This is a genomic window from Paraburkholderia sp. (genome assembly GCF_036488505.1).
Taxonomy (GTDB): Bacteria; Pseudomonadota; Gammaproteobacteria; order Burkholderiales; family Burkholderiaceae; genus Paraburkholderia.
This window is the reverse complement of sequence record NZ_DASXHN010000486.1, coordinates 1-22,770: the sequence shown is the minus strand read 5'-3', so window position 1 is coordinate 22,770 and position 22,770 is coordinate 1. Positions and strand designations below refer to the sequence as shown.

At 62.5% G+C, this 22,770-nt stretch carries 17 protein-coding genes; 10 read left to right on the top strand and 7 right to left on the bottom strand.

The window, feature by feature from the left end; translation table 11 throughout:
• From VGH68_RS27815 to VGH68_RS27780, 8 genes are all read left to right on the top strand, one after another.
• The coding region (locus VGH68_RS27815) for a hypothetical protein (RefSeq protein ID WP_331606944.1) at positions 1 to 1,552 on the top strand (1,552 nt) is incomplete at its 5' end.
• Between the two features lies 1 nt (position 1,553).
• Positions 1,554 to 2,180 (top strand): hypothetical protein, encoded by a 627-nt coding sequence (locus tag VGH68_RS27810; protein ID WP_331606943.1) that lies wholly within the window; start codon positions 1,554 to 1,556, stop codon positions 2,178 to 2,180.
• A 596-nt stretch (positions 2,181 to 2,776) separates the two neighbouring features.
• Entirely contained in the window at positions 2,777 to 4,030 is a 1,254-nt protein-coding gene (locus VGH68_RS27805; RefSeq protein WP_331606942.1) for an efflux RND transporter periplasmic adaptor subunit, read from the top strand.
• 15 nt (positions 4,031 to 4,045) lie between these two features.
• Entirely contained in the window at positions 4,046 to 7,201 is a 3,156-nt protein-coding gene (locus VGH68_RS27800; RefSeq protein WP_331606941.1) for an efflux RND transporter permease subunit, read from the top strand.
• A complete protein-coding gene (locus tag VGH68_RS27795) occupies positions 7,198 to 10,521 on the top strand; it encodes an efflux RND transporter permease subunit (protein WP_331606940.1) in 3,324 nt (1,107 codons plus the stop codon). Before VGH68_RS27800 ends, VGH68_RS27795 begins: the two co-directional genes overlap by 4 nt.
• Positions 10,522 to 10,643: 122 nt before the next feature.
• Entirely contained in the window at positions 10,644 to 12,173 is a 1,530-nt protein-coding gene (locus tag VGH68_RS27790; protein WP_331606946.1) for an efflux transporter outer membrane subunit, read from the top strand.
• Positions 12,174 to 12,294: 121 nt separating this feature from the next.
• Positions 12,295 to 12,882 (top strand): chromate transporter, encoded by a 588-nt coding sequence (locus VGH68_RS27785; RefSeq protein ID WP_414697000.1) that lies wholly within the window; start codon positions 12,295 to 12,297, stop codon positions 12,880 to 12,882.
• A gap of 55 nt (positions 12,883 to 12,937) precedes the next feature.
• The gene (locus VGH68_RS27780; RefSeq protein ID WP_331606939.1) at positions 12,938 to 13,474 is read left to right on the top strand and encodes a chromate transporter; all 537 of its coding nucleotides are present in this window, start codon (positions 12,938 to 12,940) and stop codon (positions 13,472 to 13,474) included.
• Positions 13,475 to 14,025: 551 nt separating this feature from the next.
• Here the strand turns inward: VGH68_RS27780 and VGH68_RS27775 are convergent.
• Positions 14,026 to 14,235: a hypothetical protein gene (locus VGH68_RS27775; protein WP_331606938.1), complete on the bottom strand. Its 210-nt coding sequence runs from the start codon at positions 14,233 to 14,235 to the stop codon at positions 14,026 to 14,028.
• Positions 14,236 to 14,426: 191 nt separating this feature from the next.
• On the opposite strand from VGH68_RS27775, the gene VGH68_RS27770 reads away from it, so the two are divergent.
• On the top strand, positions 14,427 to 16,004 hold the full coding sequence (locus tag VGH68_RS27770) for a hypothetical protein (protein ID WP_331606937.1): 1,578 nt from the start codon (positions 14,427 to 14,429) through the stop codon (positions 16,002 to 16,004).
• A 116-nt stretch (positions 16,005 to 16,120) separates the two neighbouring features.
• On the opposite strand, the gene VGH68_RS27765 is transcribed toward VGH68_RS27770, so the two are convergent.
• The 6 genes from VGH68_RS27765 to coxB form a co-directional block, all read right to left on the bottom strand.
• A complete protein-coding gene (locus VGH68_RS27765) occupies positions 16,121 to 16,483 on the bottom strand; it encodes a YunG family protein (RefSeq protein WP_331606936.1) in 363 nt (120 codons plus the stop codon).
• Between the two features lie 8 nt (positions 16,484 to 16,491).
• Complete coding sequence (locus tag VGH68_RS27760; RefSeq protein ID WP_331606935.1) at positions 16,492 to 17,256, bottom strand: tetratricopeptide repeat protein; 765 nt, start codon at positions 17,254 to 17,256, stop codon at positions 16,492 to 16,494.
• 213 nt (positions 17,257 to 17,469) lie between these two features.
• Positions 17,470 to 18,795: a ferredoxin reductase family protein gene (locus VGH68_RS27755; RefSeq protein ID WP_331606934.1), complete on the bottom strand. Its 1,326-nt coding sequence runs from the start codon at positions 18,793 to 18,795 to the stop codon at positions 17,470 to 17,472.
• Positions 18,796 to 18,896: 101 nt separating this feature from the next.
• Positions 18,897 to 19,235, bottom strand: a complete 339-nt coding sequence (locus VGH68_RS27750) for a hypothetical protein (protein WP_331606933.1) — start codon at positions 19,233 to 19,235, stop codon at positions 18,897 to 18,899.
• A complete protein-coding gene (gene ctaD, locus VGH68_RS27745; RefSeq protein ID WP_331606932.1) occupies positions 19,232 to 21,769 on the bottom strand; it encodes a cytochrome c oxidase subunit I in 2,538 nt (845 codons plus the stop codon). The genes VGH68_RS27750 and ctaD overlap by 4 nt, the downstream gene beginning before the upstream one ends.
• Complete coding sequence (gene coxB, locus VGH68_RS27740) at positions 21,766 to 22,422, bottom strand: cytochrome c oxidase subunit II (protein WP_331606931.1); 657 nt, start codon at positions 22,420 to 22,422, stop codon at positions 21,766 to 21,768. Before coxB ends, ctaD begins: the two co-directional genes overlap by 4 nt.
• An 84-nt stretch (positions 22,423 to 22,506) precedes the next feature.
• Here coxB and VGH68_RS27735 point away from each other — a divergent pair.
• Positions 22,507 to 22,770: DUF2231 domain-containing protein (locus tag VGH68_RS27735; RefSeq protein ID WP_331606930.1), on the top strand; the 264-nt coding region annotated here is incomplete at its 3' end.

Sequence of the window (22,770 nt, the reverse complement as noted above, 5' to 3'; positions counted from 1 at the left end):
GCTCGGTGCGTTTCTCGTTCGTGCCGGGTCGCATGCAACAGATGGGCCGCTGGATGTTCCGGTGAAGACGCCGATGACGGATATCGCAAAGGCAAAGGTAGCTGCACACTATGTACTGGTGGACGACCGCTCGGGGCTACGCGTACCGGCGCAGCCTTACAGGGTTACGCTGGGCGACGGACAGGTTATCAAGGGAATCACGAGCGCGATTGGGGAGACGTCGCTGATACTCGCCGAAACCATGCAGATAGCGACGGTCGAGATTTTGCATAACGATGGCACCGGAGACGCCGCCGCGGTCTTTCAATCCATGATGACGGAGTCCACGGAGCGCAGTCAGCAATTCGAGGGCAGCCCGGATATCGCCTTCGAGAAGCGCACTATTCAGAGCCATAAAATCGGTTCAAGCAAATTGGAAACCAACGGTGATCAACCGTCTACTTCAGGATTTGATATTCACTATGCGCTTTGCAGCCCGTACAACTGGGGTTTGCGCTATTCCAAGGCGAACGACAAAAGGCCGACACAGTTGGAGTTCCCGGAAGCAAGGAAATTCGCAACGGCTATGCGCGGACTGTTGCTGGATGAAGTTCAGTGGGAAGAAAACTACTATGGCGCACAAGGCAAAAGGCCATCGCTTCGGCAAGCGTTTCCTTTGAACAAAGACTTATGCAATAAGCTCGCGGATCTTCTGTATAACGTCATCAAGTCGGCACTTACGAATCATTCGTCGGGCGCTTTCGCGCTTCCAGAAACATGTGTGCCCCAGGTGATAGTAACCACCGAACCATTGTCGAATAATGATTCGGGCACATTTGATCCTACGTCCTGGACGTTGAGCGTGAGTGGCCTCGCAATTTCCTCCCTTTTTGAGGCCCGTTCAAAGGATGTCGAGAACGTTGGGGTTACCGGTGCGGTAGCAAAGCTCACGGACTTCGTCGACACAATTTATCACGAGACGCGTCACTGCCAGCAATGGTTCTGGATGTTCGCAATGCTGCAGCAGCAGACCGCGAACTTCGGCGATACGCCAGACATTGGTAGATTGCCAGCGGCCGTGGCTGGGAGTGCGGCAGCGCGACACGCTGTCAAGATAGCTTCAACCCAGAAGATTCCCGACGATAACCTGGCGTTGACCGGTATCAAGCGCATGGCGGCCGGCATTTATCTTTTTGTGCTTGACAAGTATCGCCTTGTGAATGCACATCCGACTTATATATCAGACCATGGCTCGTTTGAAAGCGAGTACGCGAATGCACGCCAGCAGGCAAAGAAGCTATTAAGCCACGCAGGAGCTGGCGGAATGCCAATTGATGTGGACAGGATGCTCACGGACGGTATTGGACAGGGCTACATGAGCAGACCGTGGGAGGACGACGCCTTTTTCTGTGGAGAGCTGGCCGGAATCTATTGGACGGGACATGAACCTCAAAACATTGCTGATAATCAGTGCAGCCGTAAGTATGCACTCTCCTACAACGCAGGCCGCCTCAGTGAACTTGCGAGCGAACTCCCTGCGGAACAGCCCAGCCTTGACAACGGAGCAAAGTGACATGCCAGCGACGCCTCCCAAACAGAATATGACGGATGAACAACAGGCGCAGATGCTTCAGGCTATAAAAACAGGTCTGCGCTGGGCTGCCGGAGAAATTGCCTTTGACGAAGTACAGTGGACGCTTGCAAAGCCTCGCTACGGGCCTATCAAGCGAGGTATCGAGCGTGTCTATAGATATGAGCCCGCCGAAGCAACGCTGGAGTTTGCATTCAATGGCAACCAATCGGACGATAGCCACCATCCGCCCAAATATTTCCAGCTGCGGGTGAATGGTGACCTGACGACCCACATTACAAAAGAAAATTTCGAAAGCTACCTTGGACTCCATCGGCTCGTCTATGGCGAGTTGATAGACGGGGTGCGAAAAGAACAGGGACACTTCTTTAGTCCCGGCTTGGGAGACTTTCTCGGCAACCGCAATCGTGTTGGACTGTCGTATCGTTTGCCGTTGGCTGCCGACTCACTGTTCGATGTCTACGTGGACATCAGCTTTGAAGGTCGGAATGATCCGCCCGATTACGCCAGCCTCGAAACCGCCGACAATATGCGCTCGGTCACGATTACCCGCACTTACCTGACCCCGGCCGAGCTGGATGAGCGGCGCATGGCGGACCGTCAAAAGTAGGGGTGATCGAATTGTGGAGGGGTAGTCGATGCCCTGTCTCGGATAATGAATCGTGCGGAAGCGAGTATGCGAATGCGTAGTAGCAAGCCAAGAAACAATTAATCCATGCCGGGGCCGGACGGCCGCCAATCGACAGCACGCATACACATGGCCGGGCTAGGCTACCGGAGCCGGCCAAGGGAACCGACGCCTTTTCCGTGGAGGACTGGCCGGAACTCATTTCGTCGACTTGATCCGGCGTTACAACGCCAGGAGCCAGAACCGGGCCCCCCTGTTACCACATATTGCATCGTCCCCCGCATCAACCCGCGCCCATTCGCCCTCAAATCCCCACCACCCAGCCTCCGCCGGCCCCCGCCACGCCCCGACTCACCCGACATGTTGCACCGCTGTAACTCAAACCCTGCCCAAGCCAGTTACATTGGCGCATTCCGGCATTCGGGCGCACCGCCCGTTTCCTTACGTTCAGATAACAACGCATCCAGAGCACCGCGACTGATGACAACGCACGCGAACCATGGCACTTTTGCGCAGTCGCGTCAGCGGATGACTGTCGGCCCGATCATCCATACCCATATCCGCACCCGGAGATAAACATGAGCGAAACCGTGACCCCGCCGCCGAAGCGCTCCAGACGCGGGCTTCTCGTGGTCGCGGCGGTCGTGCTCGTGCTGATCGCGCTGGTGGTCGCCCATCTACTGACCCGCAAGAAGCCCGCGCGCGAAAACCCGGCGATCGTCGTCACCGTGACGCGTGCGACGACCGGCTCGATGCCGGTCACGCTGAGCGAACTCGGCACCGTCACGCCGACGGCGACCGTCACCGTGCTGCCGCAGCTCAGCGGCTACCTGACCGAAGTCGGCTATCACGAAGGCCAGGAGGTGCAAAAAGGCCAGTTCCTCGCGCAGATCGATCCGCGTCAGTATCAGATCAGCAAGCAGCAGGCTGAGGCGACGCTCGCGAAGGATCGCGCGTCGCTCGCACAGGCGCATGCCGATCTCGAACGCTACACGCAGTTGAACGAGCGCAAGTCGATCGCGCAGCAAACCTTCGCGGACCAGCAGTTCCTCGTGCAGCAGGACGAGGCGGCGGTCAAGTCCGATCTCGCCAACATCGCACAATTCGATCTCGACCTCGCTTATTGCCGGATCACCGCGCCTATCGCCGGCAAGGTCGGGCTGCGCCTCGTCGACCCGGGTAACTACGTGACGGCGTCGTCGTCGACGGGCATCGTCGTCATTACGACGGTCAAGCCGACCACGGTGCAGTTCACGGTGCCGCAAGATTCGCTCGCATCGATCGTTCAGCGCCTGAACACCGGCGCGAAGCTGCCCGTGACCGCTTATTCGAGCGACAACGCGCGCGAGATCGCGACCGGCACGCTATACGCGCTCAGCAACCAGATGGCGACCGCGACCGGCACCGTAACGCTGCGCGCGACGTTCGCCAACGACGACGAAGCGCTGTTTCCGAACGAATTCGTCAACGTGAAGCTGCTCGTCGACACGATGCAGAACGCGGTGCTCGTGCCGACCGCCGCGGTGCAGACCGGCGCGCCCGGCGACTTCGTGTATCTCGTCAATCCGAACAGCACGGTGTCGGTGCACAAGGTCAAGCCGGGCCCGAGCGACGGCAAGAATACGGTGATCCTGTCCGGCCTCGCGGTGGGCAACGAGGTGGTCACCGACGGCATGGACCGGCTGTCCGACGGCGCGAAGATCCAGCCGGTCAGCGCGAAGCCGGCCGCGGCCGCGGCGGCGAGTGGCGCGCGTGGCGAGCCCGCCGAGCCCGCATCCGGCGCGGCCGGCAGCGCCGCGTCGGCCGCATCGACCGAAGCGGCTTCGTCGTAACGGACCCCCGCGCCGATGAACATTTCCCGTCTGTTCATTCTCCGTCCGGTCGCGACGCTGCTACTGATGATCGCGCTCGTGCTGATCGGGCTGATCGCGATGCGCGTCTTGCCCGTGTCGTCGCTGCCGAACGTCGACTATCCGACGATCCAGGTGCAGACGTTCTATCCGGGCGCGAGCCCGAGCGTCATGGCGACCACGGTCACCGCGCCGCTCGAGGTGCAACTCGGCGAGATTCCGGGCCTGCAGCAGATGACCTCGTACAGTTCCGAGGGCGCGTCGGTCATCACGCTGCAGTTCGACCTGTCGCTGAACCTCGATATCGCCGAGCAGAACGTGCAGCAGGCGATCAACGCATCGAACAGCTATCTGCCCGCGGGTCTGCCCGCGCCGCCCACTTATGCGAAGGTCAATCCGGCCGATCTGCCGATCCTGACGCTGGCGGTCACGTCGAAGTCGATGTCGCTCACGCAATTGCAGGACATCGCGAACAATCGCCTCGGCACCAAGATTTCCGAGGTATCGGGCGTCGGCGTCGTGACCGCGAGCGGCGGCAACGTGCCCGCGATTCGTGTCGAGGCGGACCCGCACAAGCTCGCGGCATACGGGCTGAATATCGACGATCTGCGCACGCTGCTCAGCTACGTCAACGTCAGCCAGCCGAAGGGCAATTTCGACGGCCCCGATCTCGACTACACGATCAACGGCAACGACCAGATCACCGATCCGAAGGACTATCTGAACACGGTGATCGCGTATCAGAACGGCTCGCCGGTGTTCATGCGCGACGTCGCGCGCGTGAGCCAGGCCGCGCAGGATGTCGGGCGCGGCGCGTGGTACAACGGCTCGCCGGCAATCGTGCTGAACGTGCAGCGGCGCCCGGGCGCGAACGTGATCGCGACGGTCAACCAGATCATGAAAGAGCTGCCGCAGCTCGAATCGACGTTGCCGGCCGGCATGAAGGTGACCGTGGTGTCGGACAGCACCGGCGTGATCCGTTCGTCGGTCCGCGATGCCGCGTTCGAGCTGATTCTCGCGATCGTGCTGGTGGTCGCGGTGATCTTCGTGTTCCTGCGCAACGTACCCGCCACGCTGATTCCAAGCATCTCTGTACCGGTGTCGCTGATCGGCACGCTCGCCGTGATGTATCAGCTCAATTACTCGATCGACAACCTGTCACTGATGGCGCTGATCATCGCGACCGGTTTTGTCGTCGACGACTCGATCGTGATGATCGAGAACATCGTGCGCTATCTGGAAGAAGGCATGACGCCGCTCGAGGCGGCGCTCGAAGGCGCGGGGCAGATCGGCTTCACGATCCTGTCGCTGACGATTTCACTGATCGCGGTGCTGATCCCGCTGCTGTTCATGGGCGGCGTGATCGGGCGGCTCTTCAGCGAATTCGCGGTGACGCTGGCCGTCACGATCGTGATCTCCGCGATCGTGTCGCTGACGGTGGTGCCGATGCTGTGCGCGCGGATGCTGCGCGCGCAGGCCGAGCGGCATCCGAGCCGCTTCGAGCGCATCAGCGAGGGGCTGTTCGACAAAACGCTCGCCGCCTATGAGCGCGGCCTCGCGTGGGTACTCGATCATCAGATGCTGACGCTCATGGTCGCGGTCGGCACGGTGGTGCTGACCGGCGTCCTGTACGTGGTGATTCCGAAGGGCTTGTTTCCAGTACAGGACGTCGGGGTGATCCAGGGCATCAGCGTCGCCGACAACTCGGTGTCGTACGCGGCGATGGTCAACCGCCAGAGCGCGCTCGCCGACGCGATCCTGAAAGACCCGGACGTCACGTCGCTCACGTCGTACGTGGGTATCGACGGCATCAACACGACGCTGAACCATGGCCGCTTCCTGATCAATCTGCGCGATCGCGACGAGCGCTCGGACACCGCGCAGGAAGTCGCGCGGCGCCTCGCGCAGGAAGTCGCGCAGGTGCCGGGCGCGAAGCTCTATATGCAGCCCGAGCAGGATTTGACGCTCGACACGACGGTTTCGCCGAACCAGTACAGCTTCGTATTGCGCGGACCGAGCCAGCAGGCGTTTCAGAAGTACGTGCCCGACCTGGTCGCGCGGCTGAAGAAAATTCCGTCGCTCGAAGACGTGCAGAGCGACCTCAATAGCGACGGCCTCAGCGTGCAGGTCGAAGTGAACCGGCAACTGGCCGCGCGCTTCGGCATCACGCCGGCGACGATCGACAACGCGCTATACGACGCGCTCGGCCAGCGCATCGTCTCGACGATCTTCGAGCAGTCGAACCAGTACCGGGTGATTCTCGTCGCGAAGCCGGAAACGATGCCCACCGTGCAGTCGATCGGCAATCTGTATCTGCCGAGCCAGACCAGCAGCACGGGTCAGGTGCCGCTGTCGGGTATCGCGAAGATCGAGATCAGCAAGGCGCCGCTCGTGATCAGCCACCTCGCGCAATTCCCGTCGGTGACGATCTCGTTCAATCTCGCGAAGGGCGCGTCGCTGAGCACCGCGGTCAGGGAGGTACACGCGGCCGAGCAGGCGGTCGAGCTGCCGCCGTCGATCACGTCGTCGCTGCAAGGCGCGAGCGCGGCGTTCGAAGATTCGCTGTCCAGCGAGGTCTATCTGCTGATCGCGGCGCTCGTCGCCGTGTATATCGTGCTCGGCGTGCTGTACGAGAGCTTTATCCATCCGGTCACGATCCTGTCGACGCTGCCGTCGGCCGGCATCGGCGCGTTGCTCGCGCTGATGCTCGCGGGCAGCGATCTCGACGTGATCGGCATCATCGGCATCGTGCTGCTGATCGGCATCGTCAAGAAGAACGCGATCATGATGGTCGACTTCGCGCTTGACGCCGAACGCAATCACGGCAAGGCGCCGCGCGATGCGATCTTCCAGGCGTCGCTGCTGCGCTTCCGCCCGATCCTGATGACGACGCTCGCGGCGATGCTCGGCGCGCTGCCGATGCTGCTCGGCACGGGCACCGGTTCGGAATTGCGCCGGCCGCTCGGGCTCGCGATCATCGGCGGCTTGACGCTCAGCCAGATGCTCACACTGTTCACGACGCCGGTGATCTATCTGTTCTTCGACCGGATGGCCGCGCGCGTGAAGCGCCGGCGTGAAACGCGCAACCAACGCGACGGCGGCGACCGGTCGGATGGGCGTCCGCCTGAAGGCGGCGCGGAGGACGCGCCGTGAACATCCCGGCGCTCTTTATCCGGCGGCCGGTCGCGACCACGCTGCTGGCCATCGCGATCCTGATCTCCGGCACGCTCGCGTATTTCCGCATGCCGGTCGCGCCGCTGCCGAACATCGCGTTTCCGGTGATCGTCGTGCAGGCGAACATGGCTGGCGCAAGCCCGGACATCATGGCCTCCACGGTCGCGGAACCCCTTGAGCGGCGGCTCGGGACGATCGCCGAGGTCGAGGAACTGACCTCGATCAACAACGTCGGCTCGTCGCTGATCGTCGTCGAGTTCGGGCTCAAGCGCGACATCAACGGCGCCGCGCGCGACGTCGAAGCGGCAATCCAGGCCGCGCGCGCGGATCTGCCGACCACGTTGCGCAGCAATCCGACCTACCGCCAGTACAACCCGGCCGACGCGCCGATCATGGTGCTGTCGCTGACTTCCGACACGCTGACGAAAGCTCAGCTCTACGATTCCGCCGATTCGGTGATCCAGCAGCAGTTGTCGCAGGTGCGCGGCGTCGGGCAGATCACGCTCGGCGGCGGCGCGCTGCCGAGCGTGCGCGTCGAGTTGCAGCCGGGCAAGCTGAACAGTTACGGCATCGGCATGGAAGACGTGCGCGCGGCGATCAGCGCGGCCAATGCCGATAGCGCGAAGGGCCATCTCGATGTCGGCGACCAGCGCTACGTGGTCACGTCCAACGATCAGATCACGCACGCGGCGCCGTATCGCGATCTGGTGATTGCGTATCGCGACGGTGCGCCGGTGCAGTTGCGCGATGTCGCGCAGGTCAGCGACTCGAACGAAAACATCCGCAATGCCGGGCTTTTCAACGGCAAGTCGGCGATTCTCGTGATCGTCTACCCGATGCCGGGCAGCAACATCGTGCACACCGTGCAGCAGATTCGCGACGTGTTGCCGTCGATCGAGGCGACCTTGCCGAGCACGATTCGCGTGGGCGTGGCGATCGACCGTTCGGTGTCGGTCACGTCGTCGGTGGGCGATACCGAGCGCACGCTGTTCATCGCGGTGCTGCTGGTGGTGGGGGTCGTCTTTGTCTTCCTGCAGTCGCCGCGCGCGACGCTCGTGCCGGCGGTTGCGCTGCCGCTGTCGATCGTCGGCAGCTTCGGGCCGATGTATCTGCTCGGCTATAGCATCGACAATCTGTCGCTGATGGCGCTGACGATCGGCACCGGTTTCGTCGTCGACGACGCGGTGGTCGTGCTCGAGAACATCGTGCGGCACATGGAACAGGGCCTCAGTCCGAAAGAGGCCGCGTTGAAGGGCGCGGGCGAAGTCGGCTTCACGGTGATTTCGATGAGTTTGTCGCTGATCGCGGTCTTTTTGCCGATCCTCCTTTTTCCGGGCGTGGTTGGCTTGCTGTTCCATGAGTTTGCAATGACGCTGTCGATCGCGATCCTCATTTCGCTGGTGATCTCGCTGACCGTCACGCCCGCGATGTGCGCGTATGTGCTGAGCCGCAACAACGCCGGTCATTCGAAAGCGCGTTGGGCGCGGTGGATCGAACGGCAGTTCGATCGTTTCAAGGATATCTACGCGCGCTCGCTGACGGCCGTGCTCGATCATTCGCTGCTGGTGATTTTGCTGCTAGGCGGATTGCTGATCGGCAACGTATTTCTGTTCAAGCTGTTGCCGGCCACGCTCTTTCCTGAACAGGACACCGGCATTCTGATCGGCCAGATCATTGCGGATCAAAGCATCTCGTTTCCGGGGATGCAGAAAAAACTCGCGCAATTGCAATCCATCGTGCAGCGCGATCCGGCGGTCGAATCGGTCGCGGGCTTCACCGGCGGGCGCTCGCTCAATAGCGCGAGCGTGTTTATCGAATTGAAGCCGCTCTCCGTACGTCATGCGAGCGCGACGGAAGTCGTGAACCGCCTGCGGCCGAAGCTCAATGAAGTGTCGGGCGCGCGGCTGTTTTTGCAGGCGCAGCAGGATTTGCGCATCGGCGGGCGGCAGTCGGCCGCCGAATACCAGTACACGCTGACGAGCGACGATCCCGCCGCGCTCTTCAAATGGACGCCGGAGCTCGTCACCGCGCTGTCGAAGCAGCACGGCACGCTGCTCGACGTGAATTCCGATTTGCAGCAGCACGGCTTGCAGACCTACGTGACGATCAATCGCGCGACGGCTTCGCGCTACGGCTTCGCGCCGAATCAGATCGACAACGTGCTGTACGACGCATTCGGACAACGCACGGTGTCGACGATCTATAACCCGCTGAACCAGTACTTCGTGGTGATGGAGGTGGCGCCCGAGTACTGGCAGTATCCGCAGACGCTGAACCAGATCTATCTGAGCACGGCCTCGGGCAATCCCAGCGGCACCGCGGCGACTCAGATGCCGGGCGGCACGGTGTCGGCGACGAGCACGGCAAACACGGCAGAGGCGGCCAATACCAACGCGCGCAACGCGAACGCGCAGGCGAACGCGACCAACAACAGCATCGCCAATAGCAAGGGCGGCAGCTCGACCGGCAGCGCGGACAGCACGGCCGCCGAAACGATGGTGCCGCTGTCGGTGATGGCGTCGTATTCGAACAGCCATACGGCGACGCAGGTGAATCATCAGAGCGGTCTGGTCGCCGGGACGATCTCGTTCAACCTGCCGGCCCGCGGTTCGTTGAGCCAGGCGGGCGCGGCGATCGAAAGCACGATGCGCGAATTGGGCGTGCCCGCGAGCATCCATGGCTCGTTTGCGGGCGCGGCGGCGGCTTATTCGCAATCGATGAGCATCGTGTTGCTGCTGGTTGTCGCGGCGCTCGGTGTCGTCTACATCGTGCTCGGCGTGCTGTACGAAAGCTCGATCCATCCGCTGACGATCCTGTCGACGCTGCCGTCCGCCGGCATCGGCGCGACGCTCGCGTTGCTGATCTTCGGTACGCCGTTCTCGTTGATCGCGATGATAGGCATCATCCTGCTGATCGGTATCGTCAAGAAGAACGGCATCATGATGGTCGACGTGGCGATCCAGTTGCAGCGCGACGAACGGATGCCGGCGCGCGACGCGATTCATTCGGCCGCGCTGATTCGTCTGCGCCCGATCATGATGACGACGTTCGCGGCGGTGCTCGGCGCGGTGCCGCTCGCGATCGGCGTCGGCCAGGGCGGCTCGCTGCGTCAGCCGCTCGGTATCACGGTGATGGGCGGACTGATCCTGAGCCAGATGTTTACGCTGTACACGACGCCGGTGATTTATCTGTACCTCGACCGCCTGCGCGCGAGGCTGGTCAGATGGTCGGAAGGTCTGCGCTGGAACCGCGACGCGACGCAGCCGGGAGAACCTGGACGACCGGACACGAAGGCATGATGATGAAGATTTCCCTTGAAAGACCGAGGCCGAAAGCCGCGGCGACGCGCATTGCAGGTATTGAGCGCACCGCTTGCCTCAGCTTGCTCCGGCCGCCCGCCGCCGCGACGCTCGCCGTCGCGATGCTGGCGCTGTTCAACGCCGGCTGCATGGTCGGGCCGGACTATCACCGGCCGCAGGTGCGGGTGCCCGCGACTTATTCGGAACTGCCAGGCTGGACCCAGGCGGAGCCGAGCGCGAGCGCACCGAAAGGCACATGGTGGACGGCCTTCAACGATCCGCTGATCGACGAACTCGAACCGCTGGTCGCCGTGTCGAATCAGACCGTGCGCGCGGACTACGCGAACTATCAGGAAGCGCTCGCCGAAGTGCGCGCCGCGCATGCCAATCTGTTTCCGACGATCGGCGTGACCGGCTCGGGCACGCGCGAACGCGCGGGCAGCGGCTCGGTGAGTGCGGCGGGAACGCTGGTGAATGGCGGAGCGGCCCGGGTCATCAATTCGGGCTCGCTCGAAGGCAACGTCGATTGGGCACCGGACCTGTGGGGTCAGGTGCGGCGCACGGTCGAGGAAAACGCCGCGAACGCTCAGTCGAGCGAGGCGACGCTCGTGAATGCGACGCTGTCCGAGCAGGTCGCGCTCGCGACCGCGGTCATCGAACTGCGCACCACCGACGCGAACATCGACTTGCTGCAGAAAACGGTGGACGCCTATCAGCACGCGCTCGACGTCGTCGCCGAACAGGATCGCGCGGGCATCGTGCCGCCAAGCGACGTGATCACCGCGCGCAGCCAGCTCAATACCGCGAAGTCCGATCTGATCGCACTCGGCGTGTCGCGCGCGCAGTACGCGCACGCGATCGCGGTGCTGGTCGGCAAGAACCCGGAAGAACTGGCGGTCGCGCATAGCAGCGCGCTGCCCGCGCTGCCGTCGACGCCGGTGGGCGTGCCGTCGACGCTGCTCGAACGCCGGCCCGACATCGCCGCCGCCGAACGCAAGATGGCCGCGCAGAACGCCGCGATCGGCGTCGCGGTGTCCGCGTACTACCCGCAGATATCGTTGTCGGGCGCGGCCGGTTTCACGCAGTCGCCATTGTCCGGGCTGCTGAAAATCGCGAACTACGTGTGGTCGCTCGGCGGCAGCGCGAGCCAGACGCTGTTCGACGGCGGGCTGCGCAGCGCGGATGTCGACGCGGCAAAAGCGGCTTATGACGCGACCGTCGCCAACTATCGCGGCACGGTGCTGAGCGCGTTCCAGAATGTCGAGGACGACCTGTCGGGCTTGCGCATTCTCGCCGAGCAGGCCGACGTGCTCGATGCGGCGGTGCGCGATGCCGATCGCGGCGCGGAAATTGCGCTGAACGAGTACGAGGCCGGCACCGTCGACTACACGACGGTCGCAACCGCGCAAGCGACGCAACTGAGCACGCGGCAGACCGCGCTGAACGTGCAGGAGTCGCGCTTGCTGCACGCGGCTTCGCTGTTCGGCGATCTCGGCGGCGGGTGGTCGGCCGATCAGTTGCATGATCCGCGTCATCCGGCGCCGCCCGCGCCCGCCGATGCGGCCGCTGAAGCTGCTGGATCAACCCGGTCCACTGGATCCGCGCAAGGTGGCGCGGCCTCCGCGAGCACCGAAGAACAGAAGGTGCAATGACGGCGCTTGCGTAGCGTCACTGCGGCTATGATGCCGGCCAGTCGGAATCACCAACAATCACAAGCATGAGGCAGGACGAGCCGTGACCCACACCAGCCACGCAGACGACGCTCGCGACCCGTTGCCGATACGCGGCGACCACGCGCAATACGGCAGCCCGCCACCGGGTCAGATTACGTCGTTCGCGCTATTCCTGATCTTTGCGCGCATTGGCCTGACGAGTTTCGGCGGCGGGCTCAGCGGCTGGTTCATGCGCGAATTCGTGCATGACCGGCACTGGATGAGCGAAGACGAATTCCTCAACGGTCTTGCGTTGTCTCAGGCGCTGCCGGGCGTCAACGTGAAGAATCTGGCGATCTGGATCGGCTACCGGCTGCTCGGTTGGCGCGGTGCGTTGGCCGGGTTCTGCGGGATTATTTTCCCGCCCGCTGTCGTGATCATTCTGCTCGGCGTGTTCTTCTCGGCCATCGCTTCTTTTTCGCTCACGCATATCGCGCTCGCGGGGGCGGCGGCCGGCGCGATCGGGCTGTCGCTGTCGATGGCGATCACCGCCGCGCGTAGATTGCCGCGGCGCGTGTTTCCGTATCTGGTGTTGATCGCGACCTTTGCCGCCGCTGCGTTGTTTCGTGTGTCGCTGGTGTGGACGGTGTTGATAGCCGGTGCGCTTAGCATCGGCTATGAGTACATCAACTTGCGGCGCCAATCGTAATTGGCCTGATCGCCAGTAGTCCCGTCATTCGTCGAACTCCGGAAAAACTTCGCTCGTGTCCAGAACGCTCGTCACACTGTTTTCGGTTTTCGCGCCGCTGTCGATCGTCACGGTGGGCGGCGGCCAGGGAATCATCGCCGAGGTGCAGCGGCAGGTCGTTGACGTGCATCACTGGATGACGCATGCGCAGTTCGTCAGTGACTTCGCGATTGCCCGGCTCGCGCCCGGTCCCGGTTCGCTGCTCGCGACGCTGATCGGCTATCAGGTCGGTGGCATCCCCGGTGCGCTCGTCGCCACGCTCGCGCTATTTGGGCCGACCGCCTTTCTGATGTACGGCGTCGTGCATGTATGGAACCGGCACGAAGGCGCGCGCTGGCTGAACGCATTGCAGGCCGGGTTGCGGCCGGTCGCCGCGGGGCTGATTCTGGCGGCGGTCTATGTGCTGATGAAAGAACTCGAAGGCGGCTGGATTGCGTGGCTCACCGCCGCGATCGCGACCGTGCTCGTGATGACGACGCGTATCAATGCATTGGTGCTGATCGCGGGCGGTGCGCTGGTATTCGTGCTGGTGCACGTCGCGGGGTTGCTGTAGCGCGCGTGATGAACGACATCGTGAAGCTCACGCGTGAAGCGGTGGAGAAGCTGGCGCCGTAGATATCGTCGAACGCTGCTCCCGTTTGACGAACTGAAGGCCAAGTGATGACGCGCCGGTCGCTGCATGCAGCGACCTGGCGGTTTTTTGACGCTGCCGCGACGGGAAGCGGCGTGCTTGCACCGCATGCGTGCTCGTGCGCGCTTTGCGCCCGGCGCGGGCGTGGCGCTAGTCGGCGATGGGTTCTATTCGAATTGCCATATTCGACTTGCCGAATAAAAAATTTGATGTCAATACAAAAACTATTGGGCGTTTTCGTCATTCCGTAACATTGCCATTCATTTATTTGCACGCAAGCTCTCTACGGTTTGCCGTGCCTCGTGCGTTCCTTTCCTCGCGATTACTTCGATTGGGACATTGCAGACCACGCGTCGATTCATGGCCGCATCACGGCCTAGCTGGCTGATGGCTTCTAAACAGGGTCGAATTGCACATCTCCATGGGCATCTATCCTCTGATCATCTGCCTATATTGCGAATTTTTGCCGCATCTCAAAATATCAGCAAGATTTGACCTTTTTGGCTAAAAAGTACTGTTTTTTGTGGGCGCAAACGTTGGATCAGGGTACGATTTACCCCGGTCGCAGCAATTTCGGGAAAAAATTGCCGGAAAACAGTGGTTTGCTCCGCGATCGGTAAAACGGCCCGCTTCGCTTTTGGCGGCGGTCCTTCGCGCACCAGCATCCTGTCAATCTGAACCACCGCAAGAAACGGTTCGCGGTCATCGGTTCAATCGGACATTCGAAACGTGCGTTCACAGCACTCCAGGCAGTGGATTTTTAACGATTTGAAAGGATCGACTTTCAAAGCGTTGTAATTGCCTGTCCGAGCCCCGGCAAATTCATTTTCAGTTTTTTTATCGGGAATTTTCCCGACATTGGAAATCATTCGGCATGGTAAAACGACGTCAATTTATCACTGGCCTCACGGCGCTCAGTGCAAGCTATCTTCTGGCCGCGTGTGGCGGGGGTGGATCGGAGGCCGATAGCGGCAGTACTTCCGGTTCCAACGGTTCTTCTTCGGGCACGAGTAAGGCAACCCCGCGCGCGGCTTCGTCATCCTCGAGTGGCACCGCGATTCCGCCGGCGTCGTCGATCACGGACAGCAGCGGTGCCGTGTGGACGCTGTCGCAAGGTTCGGTCTACCGGAACGGCGCAAAAGCGCAGAACACCTACAACGTCTCGCTCATACTGTGGTACGCCGGCACTATTTATCACGAGGGGACCGGTGGCGAGTTTTACCAATGGACCGGCTCGGGCTGGGTGCACTGCAATGACCCGCGCATGGGCGGCACGTCGGCCGATGGCACCTCGCTGCCTACCTCGCCCTACATCATCGACAAGACGGGTGCGATCTGGACGCTGGTCAACGGTGTCATTTACAAGAACGGCTCGACGGTCGGCAACACATACAACGTGTCACTCCTGTTGTGGTACGGCGGCAAGATCTGGCATTGCGGTACCGGCGGGCAGTACTACGTCAATACGAGTGTGGCCGGGCAATGGCTGCCCTGCAACGATCCGCGCAAAGCGATCGCACCGCCCGCAGGCATGTTCTATGGAATGAACGGCCACTTCGACTACACGTACACGCCGGCCCAGCTCGTTTCGATCCTGAAGGGCATGGGCTGCACCAGCTATCGCGTCGGTTGCACCAGCGATCCGAATCAGTTGAATGCGGTGATCAAGATCGCGCAGGCTTTTCAGTCGGCTGGTATGACGCTGCTCGTGCTGATCAATCAAGGGGTCTACGACGCGAACAACAATCTGCTGAATGGTGAATCGGCCGCGTACAGCCGGGGTTACGCTGTGGCTCAAGCAGTTGCCAGTGCACTGAAGCCGTATGGCGTCACGCTATACGAGTGCGGCAACGAGTTGACCAGACAGAACGCGACCGTGGTCAACTTCTCATATGCGGGTACCAAGGCGTCCGACTTCAACAACACGAACTGGCCGGTGATGCGCGGCGTGATGCGCGGGATGATCGACGGCGTGAAGTCGGTGCAGTCTACCGCCAAATGCGGGATCAACTTCTGCGTGGCCGATATCGGTGCGTCAGACGCGTTGTGGGACGGCATGCAGCCCGATGGCAGCGGCGGTCACCCGACGGTGCGCTGGGACATCACGACGTGGCACAACTATGAGGTGTACGGCGATATGTTCTCCGTCGGCACGGACGGCGCGGGTCCTGGTTTCGATCTGCCGACCTATTGCAAGGCTCGATATGGCGTGCCGTTCATCATCAGCGAATGGAACACCGGGCCGGAGCAAACGGAGACTTACCGGGCCAATTACGTATCGACGAAACTCAGCGAGTTCTATCAGGCACGTAAGACGCACAACATCCAGAGTGTGATGTACTACGTGCTCGATAGTGGTAACGACACCTACGGCATCATGCTCAACGGTACTGCGGTGAATCCGACATACAGCGCCTTCAAGACCTTCACGTCGGGCAATCCGGATAACTGATCCGCGTATCCGTCGGCTAGCGGCGCGCAGCACTTCTTGCAGATCACCCGCAAGAAAGGCTGCGCGCCGCGCGTCTTTCCGGGCAGTTCCCGGTGACTGCGACGCGCGTCGCCGGCCTAGCCGGCTTCCCGCAGCCTGGCTTTCAACAGTTCGTACTTTTGCGGCGACGTATCCGCCAATGCCGCTTCGCGAGTCGAACGCGTATCGTCGTAGGGCACCGGTTCGGCGAACTGGCTGACAGTCAGATCCCATCGCCTGCCGTCGATCAGATTGTAGAAATGCGTGCCGCCCGCTGTCTGCGTCGACAGTATCTCTCCGCCGAAGTAATCGTTGACGATGAGCGACGTGATGCTGCAATGATTTTGCGCGGGATTCGATGGTGACCACGCGTTGGTCGGGCTCGACGTGTCGGCGGACCATACACGCGAAATCGCACGATAGAGATCGACGGGAGTCGCAAAGGTGTTCGCGGAATTCATTGCGTTCATCACCGCGTGACCCCGCTCGCCAATGCGGCCTGGGCCCGCTGCAACCACTCGCGGTTATGTTCGCGCGCATGGCGCGGCCAGTGCCGCGCGTCCTGCACGATTTCCGTGTAGAGGGTCTGCGCATGCTGGCGGTCGGCGTCGTGCGGTTGCGCGGCGAGCCAGTCCGCGAACAGGCAGCGCGGCGCGACGTCGCTCGCGCAGGTGAGCGCCTGTTCGAAGGCCGCGCGGGCGCCCGGTGCGCTGAGCGCCGCCAGCGTGCGCGCGTGCAGAAGCGCCGGCGCGCCCTGGTTGCGGGCCTGCGGATTGACGGCGAACAGATTGGCCAACGTCGAACGGGTGGCCGGGTAATCGCCGAGCGCGAACTGCGAGCGCGCGAGACCGAGCAGCAACGCAGGGTCGTTGGCGAAAGGACCATTCGCCGCGGCCTGGAAATGTTCGAGCGCTTCACGCGGATTGCCGGCCTCGAGCAACGCATCGCCGAGACGCATACGGTGCTGGACGGTCGGCGCGCGATCGAAATCGGCACGCGCCTCGCGCAGCGCGCGGTTCGGGTCGACGAACTGGGTAATGGCTTGCGTGGCCACGCGCGCGCCGCGCGATTGACGCAAGCCCGGCAGAAAGACAGCGAAGAAATACACGACGCTGCCGAGCAGCGGAAAAGCAAACAGAATGAAGAGCCAGTAGATGCCCTGGTTATGGCGCACCGCATGCACGGCAAAGAAAATTGCAACGAAGACGTGAAGACCAATTCCGGAATAAAGCATAACGATTCAACCTTCGAGCGTAAGGAAATGCCTGGCACCGATGTCCGCGCCAATGGCCGGCGCCAGTGTATTACAGCGCGCGTCATGCATGCGGGTTGCGGCTAGTGAACAGAGCCGACGCGCAACCACGCGAATAGCAGCGATAGCGCCACGACGATCGCGCCCGTGAGAACGACAAGGCGGTTAGCCAATAGTCGACGCATCGCAACTCTCCTAGACGAAGCTATAGCGTTCGGAATGGTACCGGACGCGCGGTACCTGCATGCCGCCGAGCGCCGTTTCGATCGCGTCCATCATCGGGTCGGGTCCGCAGATGAAGTACTCGTGATTCGCGTACCCGGGCGGCAGGTGACGCCGGAACATGGCCGCGTCGATACGTCCGGTTTCTCCGCGCCAGCCTTCGGGCGGGTTCGACAGCACGTAGACAATGCGCAGATCGAGCCGCGTTTTCAGCGTTTCGAGTTCCTCGCGAAAGGTCAACGAGTCCCAGTTCTTGCCGCCGTACATCAGCACGAGCGGACGCGTGTCGCCGCGATCGGCGAGTGTGCGGATCATGCTCATCATCGGCGTGATGCCGATACCGCCGGCGATCAGCACATGCATATCGGTCGGATGACCGATCGTAAAAGCACCGTACGGTCCGTCGAGATAAATCCGCTGTCCCGCTGAAATCGTTTTGACTTTGCTCGTGAAGTCGCCGAGGTTGCGGATCGTCATTTCGACGCGGCCATTCGCGGCTTCGGCGCTCGACGAGAACGAGAATGGATGCCCGGTGATGCGGAACGGAGAGCCCCACACATTGAGCCAGCCGAACTGCCCCGGCCTGAAGCGGAAACCAGCATGGCCGTCGGGGTCCATCACGAGCGTCGCGGTGTCGCCGCGCTCGACCCGCACTTCCGTGACCCGATACGGGCGTCGCAGCATAAAGAGCGGCTTGAACAGACGCACGTAGAGCAGCAGTGCGACCCAGAAGATCGTCATGCAGATCCACAGTGCGCGCTTGAATGGATCGGTCAGATAGAAGCCCCAGCCGATCATATGCAGCACGCCGCCGAAGATCGCGGTCAGCGCGAGCACGATATGCGACAGATGCCACAGTTCATAGGGGATTTTCAGCTGCTTGCGCCATAGCGCGGTCACCACCAGCACGATCACCGCGCCGATCGACAGGAACGCGAACCAGGCACCCCATGGAACCTCGCGCAGCGAGTCCGGCATCGCAAGCTTGTCCGAGCGGATCGCGAACAGGATCAGCGGGTGGACGACCACGAGGCCGACCGCGAGCAACGAAACGCGCCGATGGAAGTGATAGATGACGTCCTCGCCCCACGGCTCGGTCACGTGACGAAAACGCGCGGTGAGGCCGAATTGCAGACCCATCATCGCGAGGCCCGAATAGCCGAGCGCAACCGAGAATTCGGTGCCGAAATTGCGCGCCGGCGGCAGCGTGCCGGTCAGCAGCGCGAACAGTGGCGCGAGAATGAACAGCAGATAGATCGCCGACCAGATGGCCTTGCGTGCAAGATCCTGAGACTGCATGTCATGCCTCTCCGTATTGCAGGTGCTGCCGCGTCGGGGCAGGGCGCGTCGTCTGGTTGCCACGCCGCAACGACCGTTTGCGATTCACGCTGGCGTGCTGCTCAAACACAGGTGGTGAGCAGCAGCGCCGGCCCAAACGTAATCACGGTCGCGGCCAGCGCCGCAATCAACGTCCAGATCACGACGGTATGCATGAACGTGCTGATGCGCTCGGGACCCGGGTCGCGGATCGCGGCCGCGCGATAGCGCCATAGCCAGCCGATCGCGATCAGATGTAACAGCAGCACGAGCGCGAGGCTCACGCGCAGCGTCGTGGACGGCCATCCGAACGCGCAGCCGATGGCGTGCATCGCATAAAGGATCACGAACGCAACACACCAGATCGTGAAGCCGGCGGCCAGCCACCACAAACGCCGCGGCGAAAGCGGACGTTCGTTCATGGCCTCGCTCCGAGCATCGCGACGAGGCCGGGCAACGCGAGCACGAGGCCGAGCGCGATGATGCCTGTCATCAGCGTGTAATCGACCCACAGACGCGTGAGGCGCAGGTCGGTCAACCGTCGCGCGGAAATGAAGCCGGCGCCGACCCGCAGCATATTGCTGATCAGGAACAGCAAGCCGACGCCCGCGTGGATCGCGATATAGGTGAGCAGCGCGGCGGCTGTCGCGCCGAGCGCATGTTCCCGTGGATTCGGCGTCACGCCGTTGATCAGCATCACGTCGGCGACGAGCGCGACGATCAATGCAATCGCCGTCAGCGCCAGGGCGCCGTGAGGCTTGCGGCTCGCGGCGGCCGCGCGCAGCGAGCCGCGCGTCGTGGCCGCCGCAACCGCGAGCGCGACGGCCGTGACGAGCGCGAGCAGACGGCTCGGTTGCGGCGTGACGGCGGCCGGCCAGTTCGGCGCGGCGATCCACAGATAGAAGGTGCCGAACACGAGCGACGTGAACAGCGTGCCGTTTGCGACCAGCACGCAGATCATCGACAGCCATGACGGTGAGCCGGCCACCTCGGTATGCGGCGGCACGCTCACCCCGCGGCCGACCGGCAGCGCGCCGTAGTCTCGCGCGAGGCCTGCCTGTTGCCCCGCATAGATGAAGAGGCCGAACGTCACGAACGCGAACGCGACCGAAGCCAGATAGAACTTGAACAGCATCGCGAGCACCGCCATGCAGGTCACGATCGCGGTGACGAGCGGCAGATAGGTCGCGTTCGGCAGCACGATCAATTGCTCCGGCTCGCCCGAGGTCATATGCACACCCAGCGTTTCCTGCCAGCCGTTACGGGTAAAGCCGAGATAGCCTTCGCCGCGAGCGAGCGAGGTCGCGAGCAGGCCCGGCGAGACCTTGTCGGTTTGCGCGTCCATGTGCGGGATCGACGCGAACGCATACGGCGCCGGCGGGGTCGGCATTGCCCATTCGAGCGTGGTCGACTCCCACGGATTGCGCCGCACGCGCCGGCCGAAGCGCACCTGCACGATGATGTCGATCACGACGAGCGCGAAGCCGATCGTCATCACGAAACTGCCCACCGATGAAAGCAGATTGAGCCAGTTCCAGCCTTCGTCGCCGCTATACGTGAAAACGCGCCGCGGCATACCGAGCAAACCCGTCAGATGCATCATCAAGAACGTCATGTTGAAGCCGATGAACACGAGCCAGAATGCCGGCACCGAAAGCCTGTGCACGGCGGTGCGTCCGGTCAGCAGTGGCAGCCAGTAATAGAACGCGGCGAGCATCGGAAACGCGAGTGCGCCGGCCACCACGTAGTGCAGGTGCGCGACGACGAAGTAGGTGTCATGCGCTTGCCAGTCGAAAGGCACCATCGCCAGCATTACGCCGGTCAGGCCGCCGCAGGTGAATACGAAGAAGAAGCCGAAGATATACAGCATCGGCACGTCCCAACGTGGCCGCCCGTGCGATAGCGTGGCGAGCCATGCGAAGAACTGGATCGCGGTGGGCACCGCGACGATCGCGGAGCCGGCTGAGAAAAACGCGAGCGCGAGGTGCGGGATGCCCACCGTGAACATGTGGTGAACCCAGATGCCGAAGCTCAGGAACGCGAGCGCGATGATCGCGACGACGATCGTGCGATAACCGACGAGGCGTCTTCTTGCGAACACCGGGATCATCGTCGACAGCACGCCCGCCATCGGCAGGAAGATGATGTACACGTCCGGGTGGCCGAACAGCCAGAACAGGTGTTGCCACAGCAACGGGTCGCCGCCGCGGGTCGGATCGAAGAACGGCAGGTTGAACGCGCGTTCCACTTCGAGCAGGATCGAGCCGAGAATCAGCGGCGGAAACGCGACGATCATCATCATCGCGGTCACGAGGATGTACCACGCGAAGATCGGCATGCGATCGAGCGACATGCCTGGCGCCCGCATCTTCAGGATCGACACGACGATTTCCATCGCGAGCGAGAGTGCCGAAATCTCGACGAACGTGATGCCGAGCAGCCACACGTCGGCGTTCAGCCCCGGCGTATAGACGTTCGAGCTCAATGGCGTGTACATGAACCAGCCGCCGTCTGGCGCGCTGCGCAGAATCAGCGAGACGGTCAGGATCGTGCCGCCGAACAGATAGCACCAGTAACCATAGGCGGTCAGGCGCGGAAACGCGAAGTCGCGGGTGCCCAGAATCTTCGGCGTCAGATAGACCGCGAAACTTTCCACCATCGGAATCGCGAACAGGAACAGCATCATCGACCCATGCATCGTGAAGACCTGGTTATAGGTCTCGACGTCCATGAAGGCCGCGTGAGGCGTCGCGAGTTGCACGCGCGTGAGCATGCCGAGAATCCCCGCGATTGCGAAGAACACGAACGAGGTGATCATCATGCGCATGCCGATCACGGTGTGATTGACCGACGCGAGCTTGCGCACGCCTTTGCCGGTGGCCCAGATCGCGGTGAGCTGGCGATGCAGGCGCAGTGCGGTCACGGCCTGCGATGGCGGCTCGATGGGCACACTCATTTCTTTACCTCTACGGTGGCGGCAGCAGCGTTTTTAACGGCGGCGGAAAAGTCTTCAGCACGGTCGACGATCACGGTGAAATGCATCTGCGCATGGCCGATACCGCAGAATTGATTGCATTGCCCCGCGTACTGGCCGGGTTGATCGGCCTGGAGGCGCAGCAGGTTCTCGTGTCCGGGCACCGCATCGATCTTGCCGGCGAAGCGCGGAATCCAGAATGCGTGCACGACATCCTTGCTGGTCACGGCGATATCGACGGGCCGGCCCGCCGGCAGATGCAGCACGCCGTCGGTTTCGACGTTGCCCTCTTCCGGATAGCGGAAGGTCCAGCGCCATTGCTGTGCGATCGCGTCGATACGCGCGGGCGCATGCGCGCGCAGCGGCAGCAGCAATTCGCCCGCGTACAGCGCATAGCAGAGCAACGGGATCAGAACCACAGCGGGCAGCACGAGGCCGCCGAGCACGACCCAGCGCGCGGGCGAAATGCGCGAACCCCAACCCGGACGGAACACCGTCAACAGGAACAGCACCAGCACCATCGCAAACAGGATCGCCGAGCCGGCGAGCATGACCCACCACAGTCCGGCGATCGATGCCGCCGCCGGGCCGGACGGTTCGAGCGTCGACAGCGGCCCCGCGCAGCCGGCCAACATCGCGAGCGATCCTGCTTGGACCGCCCCACGCGAGAAGCTATGATGGTTTGCAGAATCACTCATTCGACGAGAGGGCACTCCACCATGGCAAAGAACGGCAATTCCGGACCGGAAAGCAGAAGCGAAGTACTGCTGGAACTGTTGCGGCTCGACAAGGGATCGGTCGTTGCTCTCGTCGGCCATCCGATTCACGTGATGATGGTGCACTTCCCGATCGCGTTCGTCGTCGCCACGTTGGGCGTCGACGTGCTCTACTGGTGGACGGGCGATCCGTTCTGGGTGCGCGCCGGCCTGTGGGCCGCCGGCTTCGCATTCTGGAGCGGCGTGGCGGCGAGCGTGGTCGGCACC